At 62.9% G+C, this 24,469-nt stretch carries 22 protein-coding genes; 13 read left to right on the top strand and 9 right to left on the bottom strand.

Annotation, left to right across the window (positions count from 1 at the left end):
- Positions 1-8 precede the first annotated feature (8 nt).
- Genes ACE3OA_RS01975 through ACE3OA_RS01965 form a run of 3 tightly spaced genes read left to right on the top strand, consistent with a single transcriptional unit; the run spans position 9 to position 5,805 of the window.
- Entirely contained in the window at positions 9-938 is a 930-nt protein-coding gene (locus ACE3OA_RS01975; protein ID WP_374307273.1) for a DUF58 domain-containing protein, read from the top strand.
- Positions 935-3,724 (top strand): DUF4159 domain-containing protein, encoded by a 2,790-nt coding sequence (locus ACE3OA_RS01970; protein WP_374307271.1) that lies wholly within the window; start codon positions 935-937, stop codon positions 3,722-3,724. The genes ACE3OA_RS01975 and ACE3OA_RS01970 overlap by 4 nt, the downstream gene beginning before the upstream one ends.
- Complete coding sequence (locus ACE3OA_RS01965; RefSeq protein WP_374307269.1) at positions 3,721-5,805, top strand: hypothetical protein; 2,085 nt, start codon at positions 3,721-3,723, stop codon at positions 5,803-5,805. Before ACE3OA_RS01970 ends, ACE3OA_RS01965 begins: the two co-directional genes overlap by 4 nt.
- Positions 5,806-5,808: 3 nt before the next feature.
- Here the strand turns inward: ACE3OA_RS01965 and ACE3OA_RS01960 are convergent, their stop codons facing one another.
- The gene (locus tag ACE3OA_RS01960; protein ID WP_374307266.1) at positions 5,809-6,402 is read right to left on the bottom strand and encodes a dimethylsulfonioproprionate lyase family protein; all 594 of its coding nucleotides are present in this window, start codon (positions 6,400-6,402) and stop codon (positions 5,809-5,811) included.
- Between the two features lie 116 nt (positions 6,403-6,518).
- Here ACE3OA_RS01960 and ACE3OA_RS01955 point away from each other — a divergent pair, with 116 nt between their 5' ends.
- Positions 6,519-6,797 (top strand): hypothetical protein, encoded by a 279-nt coding sequence (locus ACE3OA_RS01955; RefSeq protein ID WP_374307264.1) that lies wholly within the window; start codon positions 6,519-6,521, stop codon positions 6,795-6,797.
- A gap of 13 nt (positions 6,798-6,810) precedes the next feature.
- On the opposite strand, the gene ACE3OA_RS01950 is transcribed toward ACE3OA_RS01955, so the two are convergent.
- Complete coding sequence (locus ACE3OA_RS01950; RefSeq protein WP_374307262.1) at positions 6,811-7,317, bottom strand: Lrp/AsnC family transcriptional regulator; 507 nt, start codon at positions 7,315-7,317, stop codon at positions 6,811-6,813.
- A 134-nt stretch (positions 7,318-7,451) separates the two neighbouring features.
- Here ACE3OA_RS01950 and ACE3OA_RS01945 point away from each other — a divergent pair, with 134 nt between their 5' ends.
- From ACE3OA_RS01945 to ACE3OA_RS01935, 3 genes are all read left to right on the top strand, one after another.
- Positions 7,452-7,715 (top strand): hypothetical protein, encoded by a 264-nt coding sequence (locus ACE3OA_RS01945; RefSeq protein ID WP_374307260.1) that lies wholly within the window; start codon positions 7,452-7,454, stop codon positions 7,713-7,715.
- Between the two features lie 2 nt (positions 7,716-7,717).
- Positions 7,718-8,686: a thioredoxin-disulfide reductase gene (trxB, locus tag ACE3OA_RS01940; RefSeq protein WP_374307258.1), complete on the top strand. Its 969-nt coding sequence runs from the start codon at positions 7,718-7,720 to the stop codon at positions 8,684-8,686.
- A gap of 107 nt (positions 8,687-8,793) precedes the next feature.
- Positions 8,794-9,690, top strand: a complete 897-nt coding sequence (locus ACE3OA_RS01935) for a LysR family transcriptional regulator (protein WP_374309194.1) — start codon at positions 8,794-8,796, stop codon at positions 9,688-9,690.
- An 18-nt stretch (positions 9,691-9,708) separates the two neighbouring features.
- On the opposite strand, the gene ACE3OA_RS01930 is transcribed toward ACE3OA_RS01935, so the two are convergent.
- From ACE3OA_RS01930 to ACE3OA_RS01920, 3 genes are all read right to left on the bottom strand, one after another.
- Positions 9,709-10,359, bottom strand: a complete 651-nt coding sequence (locus tag ACE3OA_RS01930; protein WP_374307256.1) for a histidine phosphatase family protein — start codon at positions 10,357-10,359, stop codon at positions 9,709-9,711.
- Between the two features lie 103 nt (positions 10,360-10,462).
- Positions 10,463-10,711 carry a hypothetical protein gene (locus tag ACE3OA_RS01925; protein ID WP_374307254.1) on the bottom strand — a complete coding sequence of 83 codons (249 nt, stop codon included), beginning with the start codon at positions 10,709-10,711 and terminating at the stop codon, positions 10,463-10,465.
- A gap of 654 nt (positions 10,712-11,365) precedes the next feature.
- Positions 11,366-12,085: a substrate-binding periplasmic protein gene (locus tag ACE3OA_RS01920; protein WP_374307252.1), complete on the bottom strand. Its 720-nt coding sequence runs from the start codon at positions 12,083-12,085 to the stop codon at positions 11,366-11,368.
- Positions 12,086-12,468: 383 nt separating this feature from the next.
- Between ACE3OA_RS01920 and ACE3OA_RS01915 the strand changes: the two genes are divergently transcribed.
- Entirely contained in the window at positions 12,469-13,638 is a 1,170-nt protein-coding gene (locus ACE3OA_RS01915) for an MFS transporter (RefSeq protein ID WP_374307250.1), read from the top strand.
- On the opposite strand, the gene ACE3OA_RS01910 is transcribed toward ACE3OA_RS01915, so the two are convergent.
- Positions 13,635-15,743, bottom strand: a complete 2,109-nt coding sequence (locus tag ACE3OA_RS01910; protein ID WP_374307247.1) for a methyl-accepting chemotaxis protein — start codon at positions 15,741-15,743, stop codon at positions 13,635-13,637. The two genes, ACE3OA_RS01915 and ACE3OA_RS01910, sit on opposite strands and share 4 nt — an antisense overlap.
- A gap of 282 nt (positions 15,744-16,025) precedes the next feature.
- Between ACE3OA_RS01910 and ACE3OA_RS01905 the strand changes: the two genes are divergently transcribed.
- Positions 16,026-16,532, top strand: coding sequence for a PAS domain-containing protein (locus ACE3OA_RS01905; protein WP_374307245.1), 507 nt, complete (start codon positions 16,026-16,028; stop codon positions 16,530-16,532).
- On the opposite strand, the gene ACE3OA_RS01900 is transcribed toward ACE3OA_RS01905, so the two are convergent.
- Complete coding sequence (locus ACE3OA_RS01900; RefSeq protein ID WP_374307241.1) at positions 16,529-17,221, bottom strand: TetR/AcrR family transcriptional regulator; 693 nt, start codon at positions 17,219-17,221, stop codon at positions 16,529-16,531. The two genes, ACE3OA_RS01905 and ACE3OA_RS01900, sit on opposite strands and share 4 nt — an antisense overlap.
- A gap of 214 nt (positions 17,222-17,435) precedes the next feature.
- On the opposite strand from ACE3OA_RS01900, the gene ACE3OA_RS01895 reads away from it, so the two are divergent.
- Together ACE3OA_RS01895 and ACE3OA_RS01890 are read left to right on the top strand one after the other, a co-directional pair.
- A complete protein-coding gene (locus ACE3OA_RS01895) occupies positions 17,436-18,536 on the top strand; it encodes an HlyD family secretion protein (protein WP_374307238.1) in 1,101 nt (366 codons plus the stop codon).
- A gap of 24 nt (positions 18,537-18,560) precedes the next feature.
- Positions 18,561-20,102 carry a DHA2 family efflux MFS transporter permease subunit gene (locus ACE3OA_RS01890; RefSeq protein WP_374307236.1) on the top strand — a complete coding sequence of 514 codons (1,542 nt, stop codon included), beginning with the start codon at positions 18,561-18,563 and terminating at the stop codon, positions 20,100-20,102.
- On the opposite strand, the gene guaD is transcribed toward ACE3OA_RS01890, so the two are convergent.
- The gene (gene guaD / locus ACE3OA_RS01885; protein WP_374307234.1) at positions 20,099-21,397 is read right to left on the bottom strand and encodes a guanine deaminase; all 1,299 of its coding nucleotides are present in this window, start codon (positions 21,395-21,397) and stop codon (positions 20,099-20,101) included. The two genes, ACE3OA_RS01890 and guaD, sit on opposite strands and share 4 nt — an antisense overlap.
- Positions 21,398-21,486: 89 nt before the next feature.
- Positions 21,487-22,179, bottom strand: coding sequence for a DUF2272 domain-containing protein (locus ACE3OA_RS01880; protein WP_374307231.1), 693 nt, complete (start codon positions 22,177-22,179; stop codon positions 21,487-21,489).
- A gap of 101 nt (positions 22,180-22,280) precedes the next feature.
- On the opposite strand from ACE3OA_RS01880, the gene rlmH reads away from it, so the two are divergent.
- Together rlmH and gpmI are read left to right on the top strand one after the other, a co-directional pair.
- Positions 22,281-22,751, top strand: coding sequence for a 23S rRNA (pseudouridine(1915)-N(3))-methyltransferase RlmH (gene rlmH, locus ACE3OA_RS01875; protein WP_374307228.1), 471 nt, complete (start codon positions 22,281-22,283; stop codon positions 22,749-22,751).
- A gap of 100 nt (positions 22,752-22,851) precedes the next feature.
- Complete coding sequence (gene gpmI, locus ACE3OA_RS01870) at positions 22,852-24,462, top strand: 2,3-bisphosphoglycerate-independent phosphoglycerate mutase (protein ID WP_374307226.1); 1,611 nt, start codon at positions 22,852-22,854, stop codon at positions 24,460-24,462.
- Positions 24,463-24,469: the final 7 nt, after the last annotated feature.

Here is a 24,469-nt window from a genome sequence, read left to right as displayed (position 1 = left end):
GCCGCAGCGTGGCCCTCACCCGAACCGCCCAGCCGACACCTGCGCAGATCGCCCGTGACCGCAACAAGGCGGAAGCGGCGGCGGTCGCCGAACGGCTGCCGCCCTTGCTGCTGGCGGCCGAGCGGATTGCCGCGACGGTCGAGCAGGGCGTGCATGGTCGCCGGCGCACGGGGCCGGGCGAGGTCTTCTGGCAGTATCGCCCATACTATCCGGGCGACGAGCTGAAACGCCTGGACTGGCGTGCCTCAGCCAAGACCGACAAGCTCTATCTGCGCCAGCTCGAATGGTCGGCGTCGCAAAGCGTCTATCTGTGGTGCGACCTGTCGCCGTCCATGACCTATGCCAGCCGCCGCGACTTGCCCACGAAGGCAGCGCGGGCGCAGGTGCTGGCTTTGGCACTTTCCAGCGTGCTGGCCCGCGCCGGCGAACGCGTCGGCTTGCTGGGGCATCCGGAACCGCCGAGCGCCGGGCGCAATGTGACCGAGCATCTGGCAGAGCGCCTCTTCGTCGACGCGCGCGATCCGGCGCTTGCGGCCAGCCTGCCGCCGCCGGCCGACCTGCCGGCCCACGCTCATGCCCTGCTGATCAGCGATTTCCTGTCGCCATTGGATGAATTGCAGGAGGTCATCGCCCGCTTCGCGGCTCGCAACGTGCACGGCCATCTGCTGCAGGTATTGGATCCGGCCGAACAGAGCATGCCTTTCACCGGACGCGTCCGCTTTCTGGGGTTGGAGCGTGAAGGCGACGTGTTGATGAGTCGGGCCGAAGGCATCCGCACACAGTATGTCGAGCGATTGGTGGCGCATCAGGCAGCCCTCCGGGATCTCGCCCGTCACGCTGGGTGGAGCATGACGGTGCATGTGACCGACAGCCCACCCGCTTCATCGGTGCTGGCGCTCTATCAATGGCTGGCAGCTGATCGCGGGTTGCGGCGATGAATTTCGGCAATCTCAGTTTCCTGGCACCCGCATTGCTGACGGCCTTCCTGGCCCTGCCGATCCTGTGGTGGCTGCTGCGCCTGACGCCGCCCAGCCCGAAGCGCATCCCCTTCCCGGCCATCCGCCTGTTGTTCGGCCTCATCCCCCATGAAGAGACGCCGCATCGGACGCCTTGGTGGCTGATCCTGCTGCGCGTCGTCATTGCCGCCCTGATCATTGCCGCTTTGTCGCATCCTGTATGGAATGCGGGTGCTGGGCTCGCCCGCAAGGGACCGCTGCTGCTGCTCGTCGACAATGGGTGGGCTTCGGCACCGCATTGGCGCGAGGCCAATCTCACGGCCGACAGTTTCATCGATCAGGCGGCGCGCGAAGGCCGCGAGGTCCTGCTGGTTCCCACCGCGCCAGCACTGGGACAGACGGGGCTGACGCCGCCGGACAGTCTCGCCCCCATCCAGGCCAAGGCCATGCTGGCCAATCTGGCGCCGCAGCCCTGGCCGGGGCGCCGCGATCTGGTGCAGGCGATGCTGGACCAGATGGGTGCCACTAAATCGCTGCCGGAGGATCTCAACACCGTTTGGCTCAGCGATGGTGTAGGGGTCCCTGGTGATAGCGATACCGGCCTTGCCGCAAGCCTGGAAAAGCTCGGCGCCTTGCGCATCGTGGGGCCGCGCGACCTGCCTGTCATCCTGCGCCCGGCCAAGATTGACGCCGCCGGCCTCAAGCTCAAGGTCGAGCGCCCCATGGTCGGTGCCGCGCAGGAGCTAGGCCTGCGCATTCTTGATCGCGAGGGGCGGACCATCAGCCTCGGCAGCGCACGCTTTGCTGCCAGCCAGAATGTCGTCGAAGCCGCCGTGCCGCTGCCGCTGGAACTGCGTAGCCGCGTCGGTGCCGTCGCCCTGCAGCCGCCGGCCGGCGCCGAAACGGGCCAGGCGGGCGGCATCGTGCTGCTCGACGATACGGCCGGATCAAAACCCATCGGCGTCATCACCGACAATGCCACTGCGGCCCGCCAACCGCTGCTGGGCGAACTCTATTATGTCGAACGCGCCTTGCAGCCGCTCAACGAATTGCGCGTCGGCAATGTCTCGACGCTGGTCAAGCAGCCGCTTTCCGTCATGGTCCTGCCGGACGGCAGCAATATCAGCGATGGCGAACGCGCCGCCCTGACCGGTTGGATCGAAGAGGGCGGGACACTGATCCGCTTTGCCGGCGATCGGCTGGCCCTTGCTGCCGACGACAATCTGTTGCCCGTGCGCCTGCGCCAGGGCGACCGCGTGCTGGGCGGTGCCCTCAGCTGGTCGAAGCCGGCGAGCCTTGCCCCCTTCCCCGCCGCCTCGCCCTTCGTCGGGCTCGATATTCCGAGCGATGTCGTTGTCAACCGCCAGGTCCTGGCCCAGCCGGATATCGACCTGGGCAGTCGCACCTGGGCGCGCCTCAGCGACGGCACTCCGCTGGTGACAGGCGCCAAGCGCGGCGAAGGTTATGTCGTGCTGTTCCATGTCAGCGCCAATACCGCATGGTCGAACCTTGCCCTTTCCGGCCTCTATGTCGAGATGCTCAACCGCCTGCTGATGCTGGCGTCCGGTATCCCCAGCACGGCCCAGGACAAGGCAACACCGCTGCCGCCAAGTCTTCTGCTCGACGGATATGGGCGTTTGGAACCGGCGCCAACTAGCATCACGCCGATTTCACCCGACGATCTCAAAGGCCAGATCTCCGGCCCGCAGCATCCGGCAGGTCTCTACGGCCCGGCTCAGGGGCGCCGCGCGCTCAATCTCAGCGCCACTCTGCCTGCAGTGAAACCCCTTGGCCTGCCGCTCGATCCGCTGACGCCCTCCACCGCCATCGACTGGAAGCCCTGGCTGCTGCTGCTGGCGGCCCTCCTGCTTGCCGCCGATATCGTGATCGGCCTCCTGATGCGCGGGCTGCTGGGGCATCGCCATCGGGCCGCTGTCGGCACCGGCGCCGCCGCCCTTCTGCTCATGGCCGGCATCGGTGTCTTCGATGCGCAGGTCGCCCGCGCGCAGGAAGGCGATAGCGCGCCAGCGGCAGTGCAGCCGATGACGGATCAGGAGATCATAGCCGCCGCCGATTCAACGCATCTCGCTTACGTCCGTACTGGCATTCCCAATGTCGACGCCACCAGCCGCGCCGGTCTTTACGGCCTCACCACCAAGCTGCTGGAGCGCACCTCGGCGGATATGGGCAATCCGGTCGGCATCGATCTCGATGTCGATACGCTCGATTTCTATCCCGTCCTTTATTGGCCGATGGCAGGATCGAGCGGGACGCTGAGCGACCGCGCCATCACTGAAATCAACCGGTATCTGGCCGGCGGTGGCATGATCCTGTTCGACACCGCCGACCAGAATGTGGTCGGCATCACCGGCGGCCTCGGGCCTGGTGCCATGCGCCTGCAGGAATTGACCGGGGGATTAGAAGTCCCGCCGCTGGCGCCGGTCGGCCCTGATCACGTGCTGACGCGCTCTTTCTATCTCCTCAAGGATTTTCCCGGCCGCTGGGTCGGCGGCACGCTCTGGATCGAAAGCTCGCAGAACCGGGTCAATGACGGCGTCGCCTCGGTCATCGTCGGCAGCAACGACTATGCCGCCGCCTGGGCGCTGGACGATTACGGCCAGCCGCTCTTTCCCGTCACCCCCGGCGGCGAAAAGCAGCGCGAATACGCCTATCGCTTCGGCATCAATCTCGTCATGTATGCGCTGACCGGCAAGTACAAGGAAGACCAGGTCCATGTGCCCGCCATCCTGGAAAGGCTGGGGCAATGATGGATCTCAGTTGGAACGGCCTGTCGATCGTCTTCAACCCGTTGCTGCCCAAGGCATTGCTGGCGGCCCTCGCCTTTCTGTTCGTCGCACTCTTTATCTTCTCGCTATGGCGACGGGCGCGCGGCGCCTTTCTGCGCCTGCTGGCCGTGCTCAGTATCCTTGCCGCCCTGTTCGACCCCAGCGTGGTGCAGGAGAAGCGTGCCTATCAGAAGGACATCGCCGTCATCCTGGTCGATCATTCTCCCTCGCAGACGATCGGCGCGCGCGCGGCCCAGGCGGCCCGGGGCTTGAGCGAATTGTCGCGTGAGCTGGGCAAGCTCGACGACATCGAGGTGAAGGTCATCGATGCCGGCGCGGGTCCGGATACGGCGGAAAAAGGCACTCAATTGTTCGAGGCGCTGCGCCGCGGCATGGCCGATCTGCCGCTGGCGCGCATCGCCGGCATCATTATCGTTTCGGATGGCCAGATTCACGACGTGCCGCCGGCTCTCGCCGATCTGGGCCTCGACGCGCCGATCCATCTCCTGCTCACCGACGATCCCACCAAGGGCGATCGCCGCGTCGAATTGCTGGAAGCGCCGAGTTTCGGCCTGGTCGGCAAGCCGGTCGAGGTGAAGCTGCGCGTCGACGATCTCGGCGCCAATGCCGGTGCCGCCACCACCATCCGCATCAAGCGCGACGGCGTGCCGCTCGACCCCATGCCGGTCGTCACGGGACGCGAAACCACTTTGTCGCTGGGCCTGGAACATGGCGGCCAGACGGTGTTCGAGATCGAGGCCGACGAGGGGCCGGCCGAACTCACCCGCATCAACAACCGCGCCGTCCTGTCGGTCAACGGTGTGCGGGCCGAGCTGAAAGTGCTGCTGATCTCCGGCGAGCCCTATCCCGGCGAGCGCGCCTGGCGCAACCTGCTCAAATCCGATCCGTCCGTCAGCCTCATCCATTTCACCATCCTGCGCCCGCCCAACAAGCAGGATGCGACGCCGATCAACGAGCTGGCGCTCATCGCCTTCCCTTATGACGAACTGTTCGACGTCAAACTGCGGGAATTCGACCTGATCATCTTCGATCGGTTCGAACATCTCGGCATCCTGCCGGACGAGTATTTCCAGCACATCGCCGATTATGTGGCGGAAGGCGGCGCCGTCCTGGAAGCAGCGGGGCCGACCGCCGTCGGCCAGTTCAGCCTCTACCGCACGCCACTGGCGCCGCTTTTTTCGGCGATGCCCACCGGCGAGATACTGGAGCAGGGCTTCAAGCCCAGCTTGAGCGATGTCGGCAAGCGGCATCCGGTCACCGCCGATCTCCTGCCCGATCCGAATACCACGCCGAACTGGGGGCGTTGGTTCCGCCAGATCGCCGCCGTCAACCAGGGCGGCGAGGTGCTGATGAACGGCGCCGGAGATCTGCCGCTGTTGGTCCTCAACCGCATCGGCAAGGGCCGCGTGGCACAGATCTTCTCCGATCACCTGTGGCTGTGGTCGAAAGGCTTCGAAGGCGGCGGCCCGCAGGCCGAGTTGATCCGCCGCACGGCGCATTGGCTGATGCAGGAGCCTGATCTCGAGGAAGAGGATCTGCGCGCCACCGCGATTGACGGCAAGCTGGAAATCGAGCGCCGCAGTCTTTCACCGCAGGGCAATATCGACGTCACCGTGACGCGCCCGGACGACACGACCGCGACCCTGCGCCTGAAGGAAATCGGGCGCGGGCGCGCCACCGCCACCCTGCCGGCAACCGATCAGGGTCTTTACCGCATCAATGACGGCACGCGCGACGCGTTCGCCGCCCTTGGCGAGATCAATTCCAGGGAATTCAACGATCCGCGCGCGAGCGTGCAGCCCTTGCAGCCCCTCATGCTCGCCTCCGGCGGAACCGATGCGGTCCTGCCTGGACACGAACTTCCGGACCTGCGCCGCGTCGGCAAGAAGGGCGACCGCTCCGGCAACAACTGGTTCGGCCTGACGCGCAATGAAGATTACGTCGTGACCGGTGTCGCCCAGGCTCCGCTGCTGCCACCCTGGGCCGCCCTGGCGCTGGCGATCGGCCTCGTCCTTGCCGCCTGGCGCCGCGAAGGCCGCTGACCCTCAGCTGAGGCGCGCCGCCGGCGCAATCTCGCCGCGCCACAGATAGATCGCCGCCAGCGCATCGGCATCGCTTTGCGTGGCATGAGCGCACATCGGAGGATGATGGATGATTTCCCCCGCCGTCCTTGCGCGCCACGCCGCGCCGTCGCGCCACCATTTGCCGGACCCCAGCGGCAAGTAGATCTCCTCCGCCGGATGACGGTGCGCGGGATAGTGCGTCCTGGGACCTAACACCAGCAGCCCGAGGCGAAAGCTGGCACAACGATAGGGCGCCGCGGGCCCGGCACATTCGAGATAGCCGTAATTCTGCAGGAAACCGACGGCGGGTGGCGCCGCGCGGTAGTTGGGATTTTGCTGCCACGACGCAGCGAGATCCTGATCGACCGCCGCCATCAGCATGCCGAGCGGATCGCCGGCACCCGCCGCCGGCCAATATCGCTGAACCGGCAGGACCATCGGTGCCGAAGCGATCGGTTCCGGAAGTAGATCGCGGAGGGCGGCAAGCTCAGCCAGGAACGGGCGGCCGGCCGGATCATCGGCCAGCCGCGCGCTGATACCGTCAATGAGATCCCGCCAGGGCGATTTGCCCATCATTCCCGCACCACTTGTGAAGCCCGTCACAAACCGCCAGCCGGTTCAGCGCCACTCATAAGACATGTCGTTGACGCGGCGCTCCCCTTCGAGCGACCGCAGAGTGATTGGAGCATATCATGGGCATGGCAATCGATTTCATGGCGGACCCGCGGGTGACGCGGAGCAGCACGGGCCCCAAGCTTGCCGCCTCGCTGGCGAACTTGCCGCCGGCACCCGAGCGCAACCCGATCCTGCGCTTTGCCGATTTCTTCATCGACGGCTGCGACGTGCGCCTGCTGCAGGGCGTGGATTGCCATACCCAGGCAGCTCTCCCCGATGGCAGTCTGGTCGATCTCGGCACCATTTTCCGCGGCAAGCAGCGCCCGGCGGAATTCGGCTTTGAATACGGCGCCTAGAACCCGGCTCCCTTCAGATATCTTCGCCTTTCGGCTCCTCGCCGCCCTCGACATCGATGGGCACCCCGGGCTCGTTCTTGGCGGTGCGGATCGCCAGCGCCGATTTAACGTGGCTGACATTGGGCGCCGCCGTGAGGCAGGTGGTGAGGAAGCGTTGATAGGAGTCCCAGTCATGGGCAACGATCTTCAGCAGAAAATCCGTCTCCCCCGCCAGCATGTGGCATTCACGGACCTGCGGCCAGGTCAGCACCCGGGCTTCGAAGGCCTTGAGATCGGTCTCCGCCTGGCTCGAGAGGCCCACTTGGGCAAAGACCGTGACCCCGAAGCCCAAGGCTTCGGCATTGACGTCGGCGTGATAGCCCTTGAGGAAACCGGCCTTTTCCAGCGCCCGCACACGCCGGAGGCAGGGTGGCGCCGAAATTCCCGCCCTTTTGGCGAGATCGACATTGGTCATGCGGCCATCGGCCTGCAGATCGGCCAGGATTTTAAGGTCGATCTTGTCGAGCTTTGCGCGCCGCATGTAATGATCCCCTCGAATCGAACCAGATCACGCAATTATATTGCAGGTCATTTTATTTCGCCAGTCTTTGGCGTGTGATCCCTGAGGTGCGCTAGGCTGACTTAAGTGCCCAAGCGAGGCATGGAAACAGGCACTTGGACCGGGCGAAATCGATTTCTGAAATCGATAAAATGCATCTGATCGAACGCGGCCTTATTCGCCAATGGCATAGCTTATTTTTGCTGAATTTCCGGCACTTAGCGCCGGTCTTTTTTGCGGCATTCCGCCAATGCATGGCTTGGATTCAGGGTCTCCTGCCCCTATTCTTGAGAAATCTTCCGGCAAAGTCCGAGTCTGGCGCTTCGTTATGGCGAAAGGCAGGCTTTTTGCCCCCGGAATTCGCCCAAGGAATCACCTGATCATGCCGCAAGAAATCAAAACCAAGGTCCTCATCATCGGTTCCGGCCCCGCCGGCTACACTGCCGCGATCTATACGGCGCGCGCCAATCTCAAACCGATCCTGGTGCAAGGCATCCAGCCGGGCGGGCAGATGACGATCACCACCGATGTCGAGAACTTTCCGGGCTTTGCCGACGTCATCCAAGGCCCGTGGCTGATGGAGCAGATGCAAAAACAGGCCGAGCATGTCGGCACGCGCACCATCTTCGACACCATCCTGGATATCGATTTCAGCCGTCGCCCGTTCCGTTGTGTCGGCGATTCCGGCGATGTCTACCTGGCCGAGACCCTCATCATCGCCACCGGTGCGCAGGCGCGCTGGCTGGGCCTTGAATCGGAGAAGAAGTTCCAAGGCTTCGGCGTCTCTGCCTGTGCCACCTGCGACGGCTTCTTCTTCCGCGAAAAGGAAGTGGTCATCGTCGGCGGCGGCAACACCGCGGTCGAAGAGGCGATCTATCTTACCAATCACGCGACCAAGGTCACGATGATCCATCGCCGCGACCATTTCCGCGCCGAAAAGATCATGCAGGACCGCCTGTTCCGCAACCCGAAGATCAATGTCGTGTGGAACAGCGTCGTCGAAGAAGTACTGGGCGAGAGCGAGCCGCTGGGCGTCACCGGCGTCAGGGTGAAGAATGTCCTGACGGCTGAGGTTTCGACCATTCCCTGCGATGGTTTCTTCGTCGCCATCGGCCACAGCCCGGCTACATCACTGTTCAAAGGCAAGCTGGAGCTTGATGCCGAGGGCTATCTCCTCACCAAGCCGGACAGCACCGCCACCAACGTGCCGGGCGTCTTTGCCGCCGGCGACGTGAAGGACAAGGTCTTCCGCCAGGCGGTGACGGCAGCCGGTATGGGCTGCATGGCAGCCCTTGAGGCCGAACGCTTTATTGCCGCCCACGAACACGACACTGCCCAGGCAGCCGAATGACCGGCTGCTGAAGAGGCAGCTGCCACGCGGCGGCCGGGGGCCGTCGCCAAACTTGAAAGGGGACGCCGGGTTGTGCGGATAACCGCCACCGGCGAAATCACATGTCGATGGATTGGGACAAGCTCAGGATCTTCCACGCCGTGGCCGAAGCCGGCTCGTTCACCCATGCCGGTGAAGTGCTGAATTTGAGCCAGTCCGCGGTTTCGCGGCAGATCTCCTCGCTGGAAGAGAGCCTCAACGTCGCCCTCTTCCACCGCCACGCCCGCGGTCTCATCCTCACCGAGCAGGGTGAGCTGCTTTATCGCACCGCACATGAAGTCTTCTCCAAGCTCGCCATGGCGGAGGCGCAGCTCGCCGAATCGAAGGATCGGCCCAAGGGGCAGTTGAAGGTCACGGCGACCCAAGCGTTCGGCTCGTCCTGGCTCACACCGGTCCTACTCGAGTTCATCGACCTCTATCCGGATGTCGAGGTCGACCTGGTTCTCGAAGACCGCGAGCTTGATCTTTCCATGCGCGAGGCGGATGTCGCCATCCGCATGGCACCGCCCCGCCAGCCCGAACTGATCCAGCGCCATCTGATGACGGTGCATCTCAACATCTATGCCGCACCCTCCTATCTGAAGCGCCACGGGATTCCCAAGGTGCCGGAGGATATCGACCAGCACCGCGTCATCGTCTATGGCAACGACATGCGCCCGCCGGTCGAGGATATCGACTGGCTGCTGCGTGCCGGCACGCGCAAGGACAAGCCGCGCCGGCCGATCCTGCGCGTCAATTCGGTCTACGCCATTCTGCGCGCCGTGCAATCGGGACTGGGCTTGGCCAGCCTGCCGGAATTCATGATCACGGAAGGGGCGAGTCTGGTCCGCGTCCTGCCGGAACTGCAGGGCCCGCGGATCGATGCCTATTTCGTCTATCCGGAAGAACTGCGGAATTCGAAGCGCATCCAGGTCTTCCGCGACTTCCTGCTGCGCAAGGTCGCCGAGAGCAAGATGCAGAGCTGATACCGGGGCCGGGCGCGCTTACCACCAGCCCGGTTCGGCTGCTTCCTGCCAATCTTCGAGGTCGAGGCGCGCAACCACCTGGATGCCGCCTTTTCCGTCGGGCTGAACAATCGCCAGTTCGGCGTATCCGAGATCCACGCCGGTCAGTTCCCTCAGCTGCGCATCGCTGCCGACGATGACGGTATTGCCTTTGGCAGCCGCGGGCTTCAGCAGCAGCGCGCGCAGAAAATCGAGATCGAACAGCCGCTGCTCGAGCTCAGCCTGGCCGAAGGCGAGAATGGCCGTGTCGCGCGTCCGGCACTGCGCGCTGGCGACGACACGGGCGACGGGAATGCCCAGTTCGCGCCAATATCGACCCAGCTGGCGTGCCTGCTCCTGACCCGTGGGGGTCAGGTTGCGCTGGGCGCTGCAATTGGCGAATTCTGCCGCAGAGGAAGAAACCGTCAGGTTCTCACGCGGCCCCTTGAAGCGGGCGGCATGGCGCAGATAGACGATGTGGCCGCCCTGCCGCAGTTCCGCGATGGCCTGCGCTTCATCGAGTTCGGCATCGATCGCCATGGCGGCGCAGCCCAGCGCCAGCAAGGCGGCAAAGCCACCCAACAGGCGCAAGGGGCCGATCCACCAGGGATTCGGCCACCAGCGCCGTACACAGTTCATAGAGACCGGCATGAAAAAGCTCAGCTATCCTGGAAACGAATAAGCCGACTTTCCTACAACACCAATCGTGACGGGACGCTGACAGGGAAGCGTCAAACATCGGACGAATCGACGTCTAGCGGGTGCGATCGCCAGCGAGAATGGCCGCCGCCCGGGCATTCTTCTTAGCATCATTGACCACGAGGATGGCGTGGAGAGCCGCGATCATCCACAGCACGAAGCCGGGCGAGCCGCCAAGGAACAGGCTGAAGACGAAAACGACCCAGGCGAGGACATAGAGCGCGAGATTGAAGATGGCCTGGAAGACCTTGCCATAGAGCAGGAGCGCCAGCGGGGGCAGAATCAGGGCAACAAGGTAGATCATCGAACGACGCCTCCGAGGACGGTGGATTGCACTACCAAGATATGAACGCCAGGCTCCAGCGCAACCTTGTGGCTATCGCATGCGCAATCTTTGTGCGCTGCAATGCAGCAAAATCAGGCATTTCTGCGTGGTCGCGACATCCGCGTCGCGTTCCGGAAACCCTTCCGACTCGATAGAGAAATCAGGAGTGCAACAGTGTTGGCGCTGTCAGAGACCCGCGAAAAGTGCAATCGCAGCGCCTGCGACAGATTCGCACGACCCACCCTTCGGCAGTGCAGCATTTGCATTAACATACTGAAATAAATAACTTTATACGCTATGCAGCTAATGCATGCCGCGTCTGTGAATTTGACTCTGGTCGCCTTCGAGAATTCCTCTATTCTGCGCCCGTGCCGGACAGCCACACTGTTGCAAAACAGCAACAATCGGAACGTTTCACGCCGAAGGGGGTTGAATGGTCATGATGGCGCCATATTTGGCTGACAGAGTGATCACGGTAGAGAGTTTCGAAGCGATAGCTTCACATCGAATTCGGGCGCGACGCCCGGATGGGGTCTTCGGACCCTACGTCTCCCAGACGTAAAGCCTCCCTGTTTAACTTGCCGGGCCCTCGTGGCCCGGCGATTTTCTTTTGGGCCTGCCCGATCTCCGCCTCTATTGCTCCTGCCATTGCTTGATCGCGCCAGCGATCAAGCCGTCCATGACCTTGTCGTCGGCCAAGCGCTGCATCACCTGCGCGAGCTTGCCGCGGAGTTCGCCGGTGTTGCAGTGCGAACGGTGCGAGAGCGTCAGATAGAGATCTTCATTGCTGACCGAATTCTTCGCTTCCTTGAGATCGGTGATGCCGAGCCTGGCGGCAAAGGCCCGCGCCGGGGCGTCCTCATAGATCAGGTAGTCGGCCCGTCGGTGCGACAGCATCTGCAGCGCATTATCCAGTTTCGACACTTCCTCGATCGAGAGGCTGTTTTCGGCATAGCGGTCGAAGGCTTCGCCGAAGCTGTTGTCGATAACCGTCACGCCCTTATGCCCCACCAGATCGGACCATTCGCCGTAATTGAGCGCGCTATCCGGCGGCGTGATGATCACGGAGCGCGTGGTGGCGATGATCGGTCGGATGTAGTCCATGTATTCGAGGCGTTGCGTGGTGAGGAAGGCACCGGCAATGAGGTCGATGCGCCCGCTCTTCATCTCCTCCTGCACGCGCGCCCAGGACCCGATATGCCGCACCTCGATGGGAATGCCGAGTTCGACCGAAAGCAGCGCCATCAATGCCGCATTGGCGCCGATCAATCGCCCCTGATCCGCGGGATCGCGCCACAGATAAGGCGGATAGTCCGGATTGCCGGACGCGATGAGGCGCGTACAGCCAGCCATTTGGGCATGGCCTGTCCCCACCAGACTCAGCAGGCCGGCAGCCACGAGCAATAGGAGACGACAGCAATTCATGGAAGCGCGAGAGCGCCGGGCCACAGGTCCCTCCGTCGCGGTTACTGGACAGCAATAGTCTATCAAGCTGCTGCGGATAGAAAATCTTATTGTGCGTCCTGGCACGCGAATACCGCCCTTGCAGCGCACAAATGCTGTTGCCGGGACCATCCTTGATTGTGGAGCGAGCCTCGTTCCGCCATCTGGGTAGCATTGCATTCATCGCGCTGGCAGATCGCCCTTGATTGAGGCAGTGTGCCGTCCCTCAATCGGTAAGGCCACCCGATGCATCATCCGGGCCTGAGACCGTCTCAAGGCAACGGAGCTTCGGCGTGACTGACAACCCCAATACCGACCAGATCAATTGGCGAAACCTCGTTGCGGCCTGCGCCGCCGTCTGCGTGTTCGCGTTTTCACTGGGCGAGATGTTTCCGCTGCTGGCACTCAACATGGAGAGTTGGGGTGTGAGCGAAAGCGTGATCGGCCTCAACACGGCGATGGCGCCGATCGGCATCCTGATTGCCGGCCTGATCATTCCGCGCATGTCCCATGCCTTTGGCGCCAAGCGCGTTGCCATGTTCATGGCTGCGGCGACGGGATTGCTGTTCCTCCTCTATCCCACTTTCCCCAGCCTATGGGTCTGGTTTCCGTTGCGCCTGCTGCAGGGTATCTTCGTGGCGACGCTGTTCGCGCTGAGTGAGGCATGGGTGCTGGGCAATGCAAAGGGCGCCTATCGCGGCCGCGTCGTCGGCATCTATGCGACCAGTATTTCGGCCACCTTCGGCGTCGGCGCCGGTGTCGTGGGCTGGACGGGTATCGAGGGCTATCTGCCCTTCGCCATTGGTGCCGGCATCCTCTTCATCGCCGTTCTGCCGATCAGCCTGGTCTCGGAAGAAGCCGCCAATGCGGGCGACCAGCCGCATGTCTCGATGCTGAGTTTCCTGCCTAAGGCGCCGTTGCTCCTCATCGCGATTTCGGTCCATGCCATGTTCGATGGTGGCATGCTGGGCTTCCTGTCCATCTATGGCGTGCGCCATGGCATGAGCACATCCACGGCGGCCCTTACCATCACAGCACTTTCCTTGGGCAATGTGTTCTTTCAGATTCCGATCGGCTGGATTGCCGACCATACCTCAAAGCGCAGGACGATGATCGGCTGCTTCTTCGTGGCTTCCGCCTGCCTCGCTTTATTCCCCTTCGCCATTGCCACCATCTGGATCTGGCCGCTGGTACTGATTGCCGGCGCTGCCGGCTTCGGCATCTACACCGTGGGCCTGGCAGAATTGGGCGACAGATTCAGCGGCCCCGACCTTATTGCCGGAACCTCGGCCTTTTCGACCATGTGGGGCTTGGGCGCGCTGATAGGCGCCGCCCTCTGCGGGAAGGCGATGGACCTTTTCGGCCCACATGGCTTTCCGGGCGTGTTGCTGGTGGTCTTCGTCAGTTTCATTCTGATCCAGGCGGCGCGTGGCTTTCGTGCCGCCCGCCGTGCGAGATCTTAGGCGCTCTTCACGCCTTCGAGGAAATGCTGCACATGCTGGCGCAGTTCGTCCGATTTGTCGGTGAGCTCCTTGGCCGCACTCAGCACCTGCTGAGCGGCGACACCGGTCATATCCGCGGCCTGATTGACGCCTGAGATGTTGACGTTGACCTGATTGGTGCCATCGGCCGCCTCCTGGACGTTGCGGGCGATTTCCTGGGTTGCCGCTCCCTGCTCGACCACAGCCGAGGCGATCGTGCCGACGATCTCGTTGATGCGCGAGACCGTGCCGGCAATGGTGCGGATCGCTGTGACAGCCTCCGACGTCGCCGATTGCACGGCTGATATCTGCCCGGCAATCTCGTCGGTGGCGCTGCCGGTTTGCGTCGCCAGATTCTTCACCTCCGACGCCACCACGGCAAAACCCTTGCCGGCATCACCGGCGCGCGCCGCTTCGATGGTGGCGTTGAGCGCCAGCAGATTGGTCTGGCCGGCGATATCGTTGATGAGCTGCACCACCGCACCGATCTTATCGGCGGCGGCATAGAGGCCTTCGACCAGCTGGTTGGTAGCGCTGGCCTGGCCGGCTGCTTCGCTGGCGATGCGCGAGCATTCGTTCACCTGGCGCGAGATCTCCGCAACCGAGGCGTTGAGCTGTTCCGTTGCCGAGGCCACTGTTTGTACATTGGTGGTAGCTTCGGCCGAGGCATTGGCTACGGCACCGGCCCTGGCCGACGTGTCGCTGGCCGTTTCGGTCATCGAATTGGCCGTGCCCTGCATGCGCTGGGCGGCATTCGCGACCGTTTCGAGCACTTCGCGGACAGCCGATTCAAAATCCTCGGTCAGGCTGTTGATCTTCTTTGCCCGCGCTTCGCGGCGCGCCTGGGATGCCGCTTCCTTGCCGGCGAGGTCGCGCGCTTGGATCATGCCGTCTTTGAAGACACTGACCGCCTGCGCCATGGCGCCGATTTCGTTCTTCAGGTCGGTATCGGGCACGCTCACATCGAGATTGCCGCGCGACAATTCCCCCATGACGCCCGTCATACGCGCGATCGGGCGCGACGTGACGCGGATGATCCAGAAAGCAATGCCGAAGCCGGCGCCGAGGCCAACCAGTAACAGGACGATCATCACCTTCTGCAGGTTCGCTGCGGCGCCAATTGCGCTCTCGCCGTCGCTGGCCAGCAACGTAGCCTGCCGGTCGACGAGGCCGCCACGACGCACCCCGTCATCGCCCTGCGGGCCGCTCAAGAGATCGAGTATCTGATTGGCCTGCGGGGTTACCGTGCCGTTCAGTTGCTCCTGCGCCAGATTCCAGCCAGGCGACTTGCGGATTTCGATCATCTGGCCCGGCAGCGGCGTGAATTTCTCGTAATTGGCGGTAAGGGTGTTGTAGGAAGATTTCTGACCCACGGTGAACAGGGCGCTCATCTTCGCCAGCGTCTTCAGCCTGCTTCCCGTCACCTTCCAGTTCTTATCGAACTCCTTCTGGAACTGCTCATTGCCCGTCATCACCATCGCGCGAAGGCTTGCCTGCGCCAGCGAGAAGGCATTGCGCAGATCCGAGAGGGCGATCAGCAACTCCTTGCGTTCCTCGGTCGCCGGCTGCGCGAATTCCTCATTCATCATGCCGGAGACACCCTTGAGGATGGTCGAGATAAGCTTTTCGCCCTGCTCGTTGAGCAGTTTGAGGGCCGGCTGTTCGTCCTTGCTGTTGGCCAACTGCTCCGCCTTGTCCTGTGCGGAAGCGAAGGTCGTCAGCAATTCTTTGATCTGGGTCCAGTCGGCCATGTCGCGCTGTTCGGTCCACCCCGCCGCCAGCGCATCGATCTGCTGCACGTTGCTGCCGATCTGGGTCCAGACATCAGCCCGGTCGTGCTTGAAAGTTTCGTTGGCCGTCAGCATCCAGTCGCGCAGGGCGGTAAGCGACCCTTGAACATTGGCTACCAGCGCATTCCCGGCAGTCGTCATCGGCAGGCGCTCGGCCACCATGCGCTGGGTGATGTTGGCGTTGCCACGCACCTGCCACAGGTTGACGGCAATCACCAGGACCAGCAGGGCCGATATGCTGCTGAAGCCGACCAGCAGCCAAGTTCGGATTCGGAAATTCGCCAACCACTCAAACATCAGGCCCGACCTTCGATTTCAACTTTGCACGATCGGGAGGAGCCTAATGGGAAATTATTAACAGAGTTTCATCTGCCACCTACCCGCCCGACCGAATTGGAGCAGATTCGGTGGTTTTTCGGTATGGCACTCGCCTGAAAGCGCCGCTTGGACCGTTCTCTGCCGACGCCCGCATGTGCAGCAATTTTGAGCGAGATGTACACGATAGTATGTATATCGAGCGATCCGATATCGATTGGGCTGCGTATCCTCTTGAACCGCGACATTGCGACAGGACCGACAATGATGGCCTCTGAGTTTGCCCAATCCGTGCGACAGCACCGCGACATCCCGCTTACCGAGATCGGGCAGTATCCCTACCTAGCCGATGCGTTGCAGGCTTGGCAGCAATCCGGCGGACGCCGCGCGCCGCGCGGCGTAGATCCGACTTCAATGCCCAAGGCTCTGCTGCCCTTCGTGATGTTGCTGGATCTCGAGGAGAATCCCGATCGCCTGCGCGTGCGCCTGGCGGGCACCTTTGTCTGCCAGAAATATGGTGGCGAACTGCGCGGGCGCACGACCGATGATTTCTTCTCAAGCACGGATGCGCGGCATGTCGTCAATTCGGCGCTGACGGTGGCGCGGCTCGGAATTCCCAGTCTCGCGGAGCGCACTTACGTCAATCTGGCGGGTGGGCTGTGGTCCTATGTCCGCCTGATCGCCCCATTGTCGCGCAGCGGCACGCGCATCGACAGCTTCTTCAAGGTGCTGGACCCCAGCACACTGCTCAATCAAGTCAGCGCGGCCTAAACCGCTGGCTGGCTATTCGGCCCATAGCTGCGCAGGAAGACCTCGACCGCGCCATTGACCACCACGTCGACCTGTAAGGCGTCAGGATCGTCTTGCACGTTCAGCAGTACCTGCATGTAAAGCGGCCCGCGCACCATGCCGCAGAACTGATCGGCGGCAAGGCGTGGATCCTCCATCTTCAGGAGACCCTTTCCCATCGCTTCGGTCAGATATTGCGTCAGCAGCCGTTTGAAGGTACGCGGGCCTGTTTCATAATAACGGCGCGCGAGATCGGGAAAGCGCGGCCCCTCGGCGACGATGACGCGGTAGATCGCCATGGTACGCGGTGCCATGAGAAAGCCGGCGATGCTGCGCCCGATGCGTGTCAGAGCCGCGCGCATATCCGGTGCGTCACGCACTTCGGGCATGACATTGTCGGCATAAGAGAGGCAGGCCGCGCGCACAATGGCGACGAAGAGCTGTTCCTTGCTCTGGAAATGGGCATAGACCGTCGCCTTGGAAACGCCGGCGGCCTTGGCGACCTGGTCCATGCTGACCGCACCGAAGCCATGCTCGGTGAACAGCTTGCTGCCGGCCTCCATGACCTGGGCGGCCTTCGCCGGCAATTCCTCGCCCGTTTCGGGGTCGCGCATATGTTCAAAACACGCGCTTGTGGGGTCGGGCAGCTCAATTTCGGCGAATTTGTTCATAATCGGGCATGCCCATGGCGGTGGATTTCAAAAAACTGAACTGATCGGTCCAGTTTACTCTTGACATATAGGCTTCAGCAAGCCAATTTCCAACAGAATTGAACTGGACAGTTCAGTCCAGTTTCCTGCAGGGGCGAATCGGGTACTGCCAACGACCCCGTTTTGCCCCGCTCCGGCTCGAACTCACCGCCTGAATTTGATGAGGAATCACCCCATGCGCAAGCTGATCCTGCGTTCCGTCGTCTCTCTCGCCGCCCTCGGCGCGGTGTCCGGCGGCTGGTATTTCTGGCAGACGGGGCGGTTCATCGAGAAGACCGACAACGCCTATGTCGAAGGCGATATCTCGATCATCAGCCCGCGCATCGAGGGTTATGTCGCCAATGTCGTGGTCGGCGACAACCAGGCGATCCGCGCCGGGGACGTGCTGCTGACCATCGAGGATTCCGATTTCCGCGCCCATGTGGCGCAGGCTGAGGCCAATGTGGCCGGGGTCGAAGCCAGCCTCGTCACCATCGACAGCCAGATCACCTATCAGAATGCCCGCATCGCACAGATGGTGGCCTCGCAGCGTTCGGCCGAGGCCGAGCTCAACCGCGCCCATCAGACCTATAATCGCTACAAGAAGCTGGTCGCCGACAAGATCGTGGGCACCCAGGAGATGGACGATGCCACGGCCGTGAAGCTGAAGGCGGAAGCCGAATCGTCTCGCATCGCTGCCGAGCTGGTAGCCGAGCGCGCCCAGATCGGCGTCCTCAATGCCAACCGGGCCGAAGCTGTTGCCAAGGTGGCCGAAGCCAGGGCCGAGCTGATGCTGGCGCAGAACGACCTGGAAAAGACCGTGATCCGCGCACCGATCGACGGCGTCATCGGCAACCGCGCCGTCCGCGTCGGCCAGTTCGTGAGCCCGGGCACGCAGCTTCTGTCGCTGGTCCCCAATGACGTGCATGTCGTCGCCAATTTCAAGGAAACGCAGATCGGCCACATGCAGCCGGGCCAGAAGGTCACCGTCGAGATCGACGCCTTCCCGGGCCAGGAGCTTGAAGGCACGGTCGACAGCTTCTCGCCGGCCTCCGGCGCCCAGTTCAGCCTGCTGCCAGCCGAAAACGCCACCGGCAACTTCACCAAGATCGTGCAGCGCGTGCCGGTGCGGATCGCCTTGCCGGGAAATTCGCCGCTGCAGGGCCTGCTGCGGCCGGGCCTCTCGGTCGAAGTTGCGGTCAACACAGCCACGAGTGCTGCACCGGCTTTGGCCAGTGCCGGCGGCTGGTTGTTCGGCGCCGCCAACGCCGCGCCCAAGGCCAAATCAGCCGAGTAAGCGACCGCCGAAGGAGCGACCCGCATGGAACGGGCCCTGACGAAGCGCGACTGGATCGGCTTCATGACCATGGTTGTCGGCATGTTCATGGCGATTCTGGATATCCAGATCGTCTCGAGCTCGATTGCCGACATCCAGGCGGGCCTTGCTGCCAGCGCCGATGAGGCCAGTTGGGTGCAGACCTCGTACCTCATAGCCGAAGTGGTGATGATCCCGCTCTCCGGCTTCCTCACCCGGCTGCTGTCGACGCGCGCGCTGTTCACGGTCTCGGCCGCTGGCTTCACCATCACCAGCATGCTCTGCGCCTTGGCATGGGACATCAATTCGATGATCGTGTTCCGCGCCCTGCAGGGTTTCATCGGCGGCGCGATGATTCCGACTGTGTTCGCCGCCTGCTATACCGTCTTCCCGCCGTCGAAACGCAACATGCTGTCGGTGCTGATGGGTCTCGTCGCCACGATGGCGCCGACTCTTGGCCCGACGCTCGGCGGCTATATCACCGAGATCTCAAGCTGGCATTGGCTGTTCCTCGCGAATCTGCTGCCGGGCGCGATCGTGACAGTCGCCGTCTGGACCCTGGTCGATTTCGACAAGCCGGATTGGTCGCTGCTGCCCGGCTTCGATTATCTGGGCCTGACCTTCATGGCCGTCTTCCTGGGCTCGCTCGAATTCGTGCTCGAAGAAGGCCCGCGCGACGATTGGTTCGACGACCAGACCATTTTCACCTTCGCCATCATCGCCGCCATCGCCGGGGTGTTCTTCGTCCTGCGGGTTCTGAGCTATCGGCAGCCGATCGTCGATATCAGGGCCTTCGCCAACCGGAACTTTCTGATCGGGTCCACCTTCAGCTTCATCATCGGCATCGGACTTTACGGGTCGACCTATCTGATGCCGCTCTTCCTCGGGCGCGTGCGCGACTATACGGCACTCGATATCGGTCTCGTCATGTTCGTGACCGGCACCTTCCAGTTCATGTCGGCACCGATCGCCGGCCGGCTTGCCAATGTGCTCGACCCCAGGGTGATGCTGGCTTTCGGCCTCGCCATGTTCGGAATCGGTGCCTACCTGCAGTCGCTGCTGACCGCCGATTGGGGATTCTGGGAATTCTTCCTGCCCCAGGCCTGCCGCGGCTTTGCGCTGATGTTCCTGTTCATCCCGATCAACGCCGCAGCCCTGGGCACCCTGCCGCCGGAGCGCATCAAGAATGCAAGCGGTCTCTACAATCTGATGCGCAATCTCGGCGGCGCCATCGGCCTCGCCGCCATCAACACGGTCCTCAATGACCGCATGGCGCTGCATTGGACAAGGCTGGTCGAGAACATGCCGGCCGGCGACCCAACCGCCCAGGCCTTCCTTGATCATGCGCGCGCCGGCATGACCGGCGCCATGGGTTCGATCGCCGAAAATGCCGCGATCAAGATGCTGGCCAATACTGTCTATCGCCAGGCCGAGGTCCTGACGATGGCGGATGCGCAATATTTGATGAGCGCCATCTTCATCGCCGGCCTGCTGCTGGTCCCGGTCCTGCGCCGGCCACGCGGGGCTCCGGTCGCCGCCGATCACTAAGGGCGGCGATAGGCAAGCTCGCCCAGCACGTAGGTCGCCGCCACAGCGCGGTCGTCACCCAGAATCATCAGGGCGAAGAGCCGCTCGGCGAAGTCCCGCGCGATCCCGCTTCTGTGCTTCAGGATCGGAATGGCGTCGAAATCCAGCACCGTGAAGTCCGCTTCCTTGCCGACAGCAAAATTACCAATCCGGTCCTCGAGACTTAGAGCCTCGGCGCCGCCGAGAGTCGCCAGATAGAAGGCCCGCCAGGGATTGAGATGCTGGCCTTTGAGTTGCAGCACCTTATAGGCATCTGCCATCACCTCGAGCATGGAGAGCGAGGTGCCGCCGCCCACATCGCTGGCCAGGCCGACGCGGATGCCGGCATTGCGTGCCTGATCGAGATCGAACAGGCCGGAACCGATAAAGAGATTGGAACTGGGGCAGAAGGCGATGGCGGTCCTGGTCGCCGCCATGCGCACGCGGTCGGTCGCATCGGTGTGGATGCAATGGCCATAGATCGCACGCGGCCCCAGCAGGCCGAAATGATCGTAGACATCGAGATAGGATCGCTGCGCCGGGAAGAGCTCATGCACCCATTTGATCTCGTCGAGGTTCTCGGCCAGATGCGATTGCAGGTGGAGGCCCGGGATTTCCTGGAACAGGCGCCCTGCCATCGCCAGCTGTTGCGGCGACGATGTTGGCGCAAAGCGCGGTGTCAGCGCATAGCCGAGGCGCCCCTTGCCATGCCAGCGCGCGATGAGGTCGCGGCAATCAGCCTCGGCGCCGGCGACGTCGTCGCGCAGATAATCGGGGCAGTTCCGGTCCATCAGCACCTTGCCGGCCAACATGCGCAGTTTGCGCGCCGCGGCGGCGGCAAAAAAGGTGTCGACCGATTGCTTATGCACGGTCGGATAGACCGCGGCCGTGGTGGTACCGCTGGCCAGCAGCCGGTCGAGAAAGAGGCCGGCCATGCGTTCGCCATGCGCTTCGTCCTTGAACAAGCGCTCTGCGGGAAAGGTGTATTTGGTCAGCCAGTCGAGCAGTTGGGTACCATAGGAGGCAATGACGTCGAGCTGGGCCGAATGCACATGCGTATCGACAAAGCCCGGCAGGATGAGCTTGCCGCGACAATCGGTGATCTCTGTCCCTTCAGGTGCATCTGCCAGCAAGGCAGCCGCCTCACCCACGCGCCGGACCAATCCGTCTTCGACCAGCAACGCCCCGTCCGCGAACAATTGCCACGAAGCCGGTGCCGGTTCCGTGCCGGGGTCGCCGAGGAAATGAAGGATGGTGCCGCGGATGAGTCTTTGCATGCTGGAGCCCTGGAAGGTGCGGCGCGGAGCTTACGCCGGATCGGCATCGGCGATTTTCAAACAATGTGCAAGGCAGCTTGTACGACCGCTCAAGGATACAGGTTTTCCAGCACCAGGAACCAGGGCCGGTCTTCGTTGCTGGCCAGACGTCCATCGGGTCCGAGCCGGCGTTCGGATTTCGATACCGAGTTCCGCACATTGCCGCCGATCGAATCCAGCAACCCCGGCATGGTGCGCACCACGATGTCGCAATGGAGCGTGGCACCGGCCGGGACCTGGTCGTACCGTTCGATCTGCTGCCCGGCCCGCGTCGCGCAAATCAGATCGCCAGGGCGCGGCGCATAGTCCTGCGGCGGATGTGGCCGCCACTTGCCCTGTTCGGCGATCGCGGCGCGGAGATAGCCGGCATGGGTAGCGGTTGCCGGCATTTCATCGGCCGGCACGCCGGCCGCGGCCATCACCCAGGAAATGAACGCGGCGGACCAAGGCTTGTCGCCATCATAACCGGTCCATTGCGTGCCGACGCTGCGCCAGTATTTTGCGACAAGGGCCGAGCCTTTGCGCTCATCCTCCCAGATGCCGACAGGGTCGATGATCTCATGATGGTCCGGTGCGCGGCGGATGATCTGACCGCCAAAGGCCCGCCATTCCTGTTCCGCGAGCCGCAGGATGTTCGCACGCACGACGCCCACCGGGGCAACGTCCCGCAGCGGTGGCGCGCCAGCGCAGGCGGCCAGCAGCAGCGTGCAAAGGAGGCAAGGCAGAAGCCGGAAAACGTGCATGTCGACCCAGGATCCGTCTGGTCATTGAGCTTGCCAACGGGCAAGCGCACTATAACGCCGTTTCACCATGTTGCACCACGAGGCGGAAAGCCGACAAACGCATGAAGATACGCATCATCGCCCTGGGACGCGCCAAGGCCGGACCGGAGAAATCGCTGGTCGAGACCTATAAGAAGCGCCTGACCTGGCCCTGCGACATTGTCGAGCTGGAGGCGAAGAAGGGGATCGCCGGCGCAGAGCTGATGGCTGCCGAGGCGGATTTAATCGACAAGGCGCTCGCCGCCAAGGCCAGCAGTAAACGGGTGGTGATAGCACTCGACGAACGCGGACAGAACCTCAGCAGCCGCGATTTCGCCAAGCGCATCACGGCGCTGGGCAATCAGGGCTATAGCGAATTGGTCTTCGTCATCGGCGGCGCCGATGGCCTTGCCCCGATGATCCGCGAGCGGGCGGGGCTGCTGCTTTCCTTCGGCACAATGACCTGGCCGCATATGCTGGTCCGCGTTCTGCTGATGGAACAGATCTACCGCGCCCAGACCATTATCGCCGGTCACCCCTACCACCGCGACTAGTCGCAATCGACTGAAATAATTGGGGAATAATGCTGTCATCCACCCGTTGCAATGTGCAAACGGGCTGGCGCAAGGCGGCGGTTCAGGGTACATCTGGCACATGAAATCCACCGCCGAACCGAGCCTGAAACCGATGACCCAGCCGCGCCCGAAACCTGTCGTCCTGTGCATTCTGGATGGATGGGGCCACCGGCATGAGCATGACGACAATGCCGTCCTGCTGGCGGAGACACCGAACTGGAACCGCATCACGGCCGAAAACCCGTGGAGCCTGGTCGACGCGTCGGAGTTGTATGTGGGCCTGCCCGAAGGGCAGATGGGTAATTCCGAGGTCGGGCACATGAATCTCGGTGCCGGCCGCGTGGTCATGCAGGATCTGCCGCGCATCGACCGGGCCATCGCCGACGGCACCATCGGCAAGATGCCGGAACTTGAAAAGTTCGTCGCCAAGATGCGCGCAAGCAAAGGCGACGTTCAGTTGATGGGACTGCTGTCACCGGGCGGCGTGCATTCGCACCAGGACCATATGGTGGCACTGGCCAAGATTCTCTCGGCTGCCGGGCTTGGCGTCGTGGTGCACGGCTTCCTCGACGGGCGCGACACGCCACCACAAAGCGCCAAAGGATTCGTCGCCGAATTCGAGGCCAGGATCGCCAACCTGCCCAATGTCCGCTTCGGCACGCTGGGCGGACGATATTATGCCATGGACCGCGACAAGCGCTGGGAACGCGTGACCCTGGCCTATGACGCATTTCACGGCGAGGCGCCGCGCGTCGCAACGGCACAGGCCGCGATCGACGAAGGCTATGCCCGCGGCGAGACCGACGAGTTCATCAAGCCGACGCTCATTGGCAATTTCCCGGGTTTCCGCAACGGCGACGGCATACTGATGGCCAATTTCCGCGCCGACCGTGCGCGCCAGTTGCTGACCACGCTGATCGACCCTGCCTTCAAGGATTTCCAGCGCAAGAAGGTTACGAGCTTTGCCGCCATCCTCGGCATGGTCGAATATTCATCCGAGCTCGCCAAGCTGATGCCCTGCCTGTTTCCGCCCGTGGAACTGACGCGCACCCTGGGCGAGATCGTCGCCGACCACGGCATGAAGCAGCTGCGCATGGCGGAAACCGAGAAATACGCTCACGTCACCTTTTTCTTCAACGGTGGCGAAGAGAGTCTTTTCCCCGGCGAAGAGCGGATCCTGGTGCCGAGCCCCAAGGTCGCCACCTATGACCTGATGCCGGAAATGTCAGCCTATGAACTGACCGACCGGCTGGTTGAAGCGATCAAATCCGACAAATTCGATCTCATTGTCGTCAACTACGCCAATGGGGACATGGTCGGCCATAGCGGCAACCTCGCTGCCGCGATCAAGGCGGTTGAGGTGATCGATTTCTGCCTCGGCCGCGTGCGCGACGCCATTGTCGAGCAAGGTGGCGCGCTGCTCATCACCGCCGATCACGGTAATTGCGAAATGATGAAGGATCCCATCACCGGCGAGCCGCATACAGCGCATACGCTCAATCGCGTTCCCTTCATTCTGGTGAACGCTCCGGCCTGGGCGCACAAGCTCAATGATGGCCGCCTTGCGGACGTGGCGCCGACGATCCTGGCCCTGCTCGGCATCACACAACCCAAGGAGATGACCGGCCAATCGCTGGTGGCGGACGCAGCATCGGGCGAGATGCGCAATGCGGGTATAGCTTCTGCGTGACCTGGTC

The organism is Dongia sp. (genome assembly GCF_041906375.1).
Lineage (GTDB): Bacteria > Pseudomonadota > Alphaproteobacteria > Dongiales > Dongiaceae > Dongia.
Note: the sequence above shows the minus strand (reverse complement) of the source record. Positions and strands in the feature narration are given on the sequence as shown.

Excerpts from the sequence above, each read along its gene's own strand:
- ACE3OA_RS01925 (WP_374307254.1), bottom strand. The coding sequence starts at position 10,711 with ATGATCTACCTTGTTGCCCTGATTCTGCCCCCGCTGGCGCTCCTGCTC.
- ACE3OA_RS01910 (WP_374307247.1), bottom strand. The coding sequence starts at position 15,743 with ATGTTTGAGTGGTTGGCGAATTTCCGAATCCGAACTTGGCTGCTGGTC.
- ACE3OA_RS01955 (WP_374307264.1), top strand. The coding sequence starts at position 6,519 with ATGGGCATGGCAATCGATTTCATGGCGGACCCGCGGGTGACGCGGAGC.
- ACE3OA_RS01970 (WP_374307271.1), top strand. The coding sequence starts at position 935 with ATGAATTTCGGCAATCTCAGTTTCCTGGCACCCGCATTGCTGACGGCC.
- trxB (WP_374307258.1), top strand. The coding sequence starts at position 7,718 with ATGCCGCAAGAAATCAAAACCAAGGTCCTCATCATCGGTTCCGGCCCC.
- ACE3OA_RS01900 (WP_374307241.1), bottom strand. The coding sequence starts at position 17,221 with ATGAACAAATTCGCCGAAATTGAGCTGCCCGACCCCACAAGCGCGTGT.
- ACE3OA_RS01950 (WP_374307262.1), bottom strand. The coding sequence starts at position 7,317 with ATGCGGCGCGCAAAGCTCGACAAGATCGACCTTAAAATCCTGGCCGAT.
- ACE3OA_RS01935 (WP_374309194.1), top strand. The coding sequence starts at position 8,794 with ATGGATTGGGACAAGCTCAGGATCTTCCACGCCGTGGCCGAAGCCGGC.
- ACE3OA_RS01890 (WP_374307236.1), top strand. The coding sequence starts at position 18,561 with ATGGAACGGGCCCTGACGAAGCGCGACTGGATCGGCTTCATGACCATG.
- ACE3OA_RS01920 (WP_374307252.1), bottom strand. The coding sequence starts at position 12,085 with ATGGCTGGCTGTACGCGCCTCATCGCGTCCGGCAATCCGGACTATCCG.
- ACE3OA_RS01960 (WP_374307266.1), bottom strand. The coding sequence starts at position 6,402 with ATGATGGGCAAATCGCCCTGGCGGGATCTCATTGACGGTATCAGCGCG.
- ACE3OA_RS01965 (WP_374307269.1), top strand. The coding sequence starts at position 3,721 with ATGATGGATCTCAGTTGGAACGGCCTGTCGATCGTCTTCAACCCGTTG.
- ACE3OA_RS01880 (WP_374307231.1), bottom strand. The coding sequence starts at position 22,179 with ATGCACGTTTTCCGGCTTCTGCCTTGCCTCCTTTGCACGCTGCTGCTG.
- guaD (WP_374307234.1), bottom strand. The coding sequence starts at position 21,397 with ATGCAAAGACTCATCCGCGGCACCATCCTTCATTTCCTCGGCGACCCC.
- rlmH (WP_374307228.1), top strand. The coding sequence starts at position 22,281 with ATGAAGATACGCATCATCGCCCTGGGACGCGCCAAGGCCGGACCGGAG.
- gpmI (WP_374307226.1), top strand. The coding sequence starts at position 22,852 with ATGAAATCCACCGCCGAACCGAGCCTGAAACCGATGACCCAGCCGCGC.
- ACE3OA_RS01895 (WP_374307238.1), top strand. The coding sequence starts at position 17,436 with ATGCGCAAGCTGATCCTGCGTTCCGTCGTCTCTCTCGCCGCCCTCGGC.
- ACE3OA_RS01905 (WP_374307245.1), top strand. The coding sequence starts at position 16,026 with ATGATGGCCTCTGAGTTTGCCCAATCCGTGCGACAGCACCGCGACATC.
- ACE3OA_RS01930 (WP_374307256.1), bottom strand. The coding sequence starts at position 10,359 with ATGCCGGTCTCTATGAACTGTGTACGGCGCTGGTGGCCGAATCCCTGG.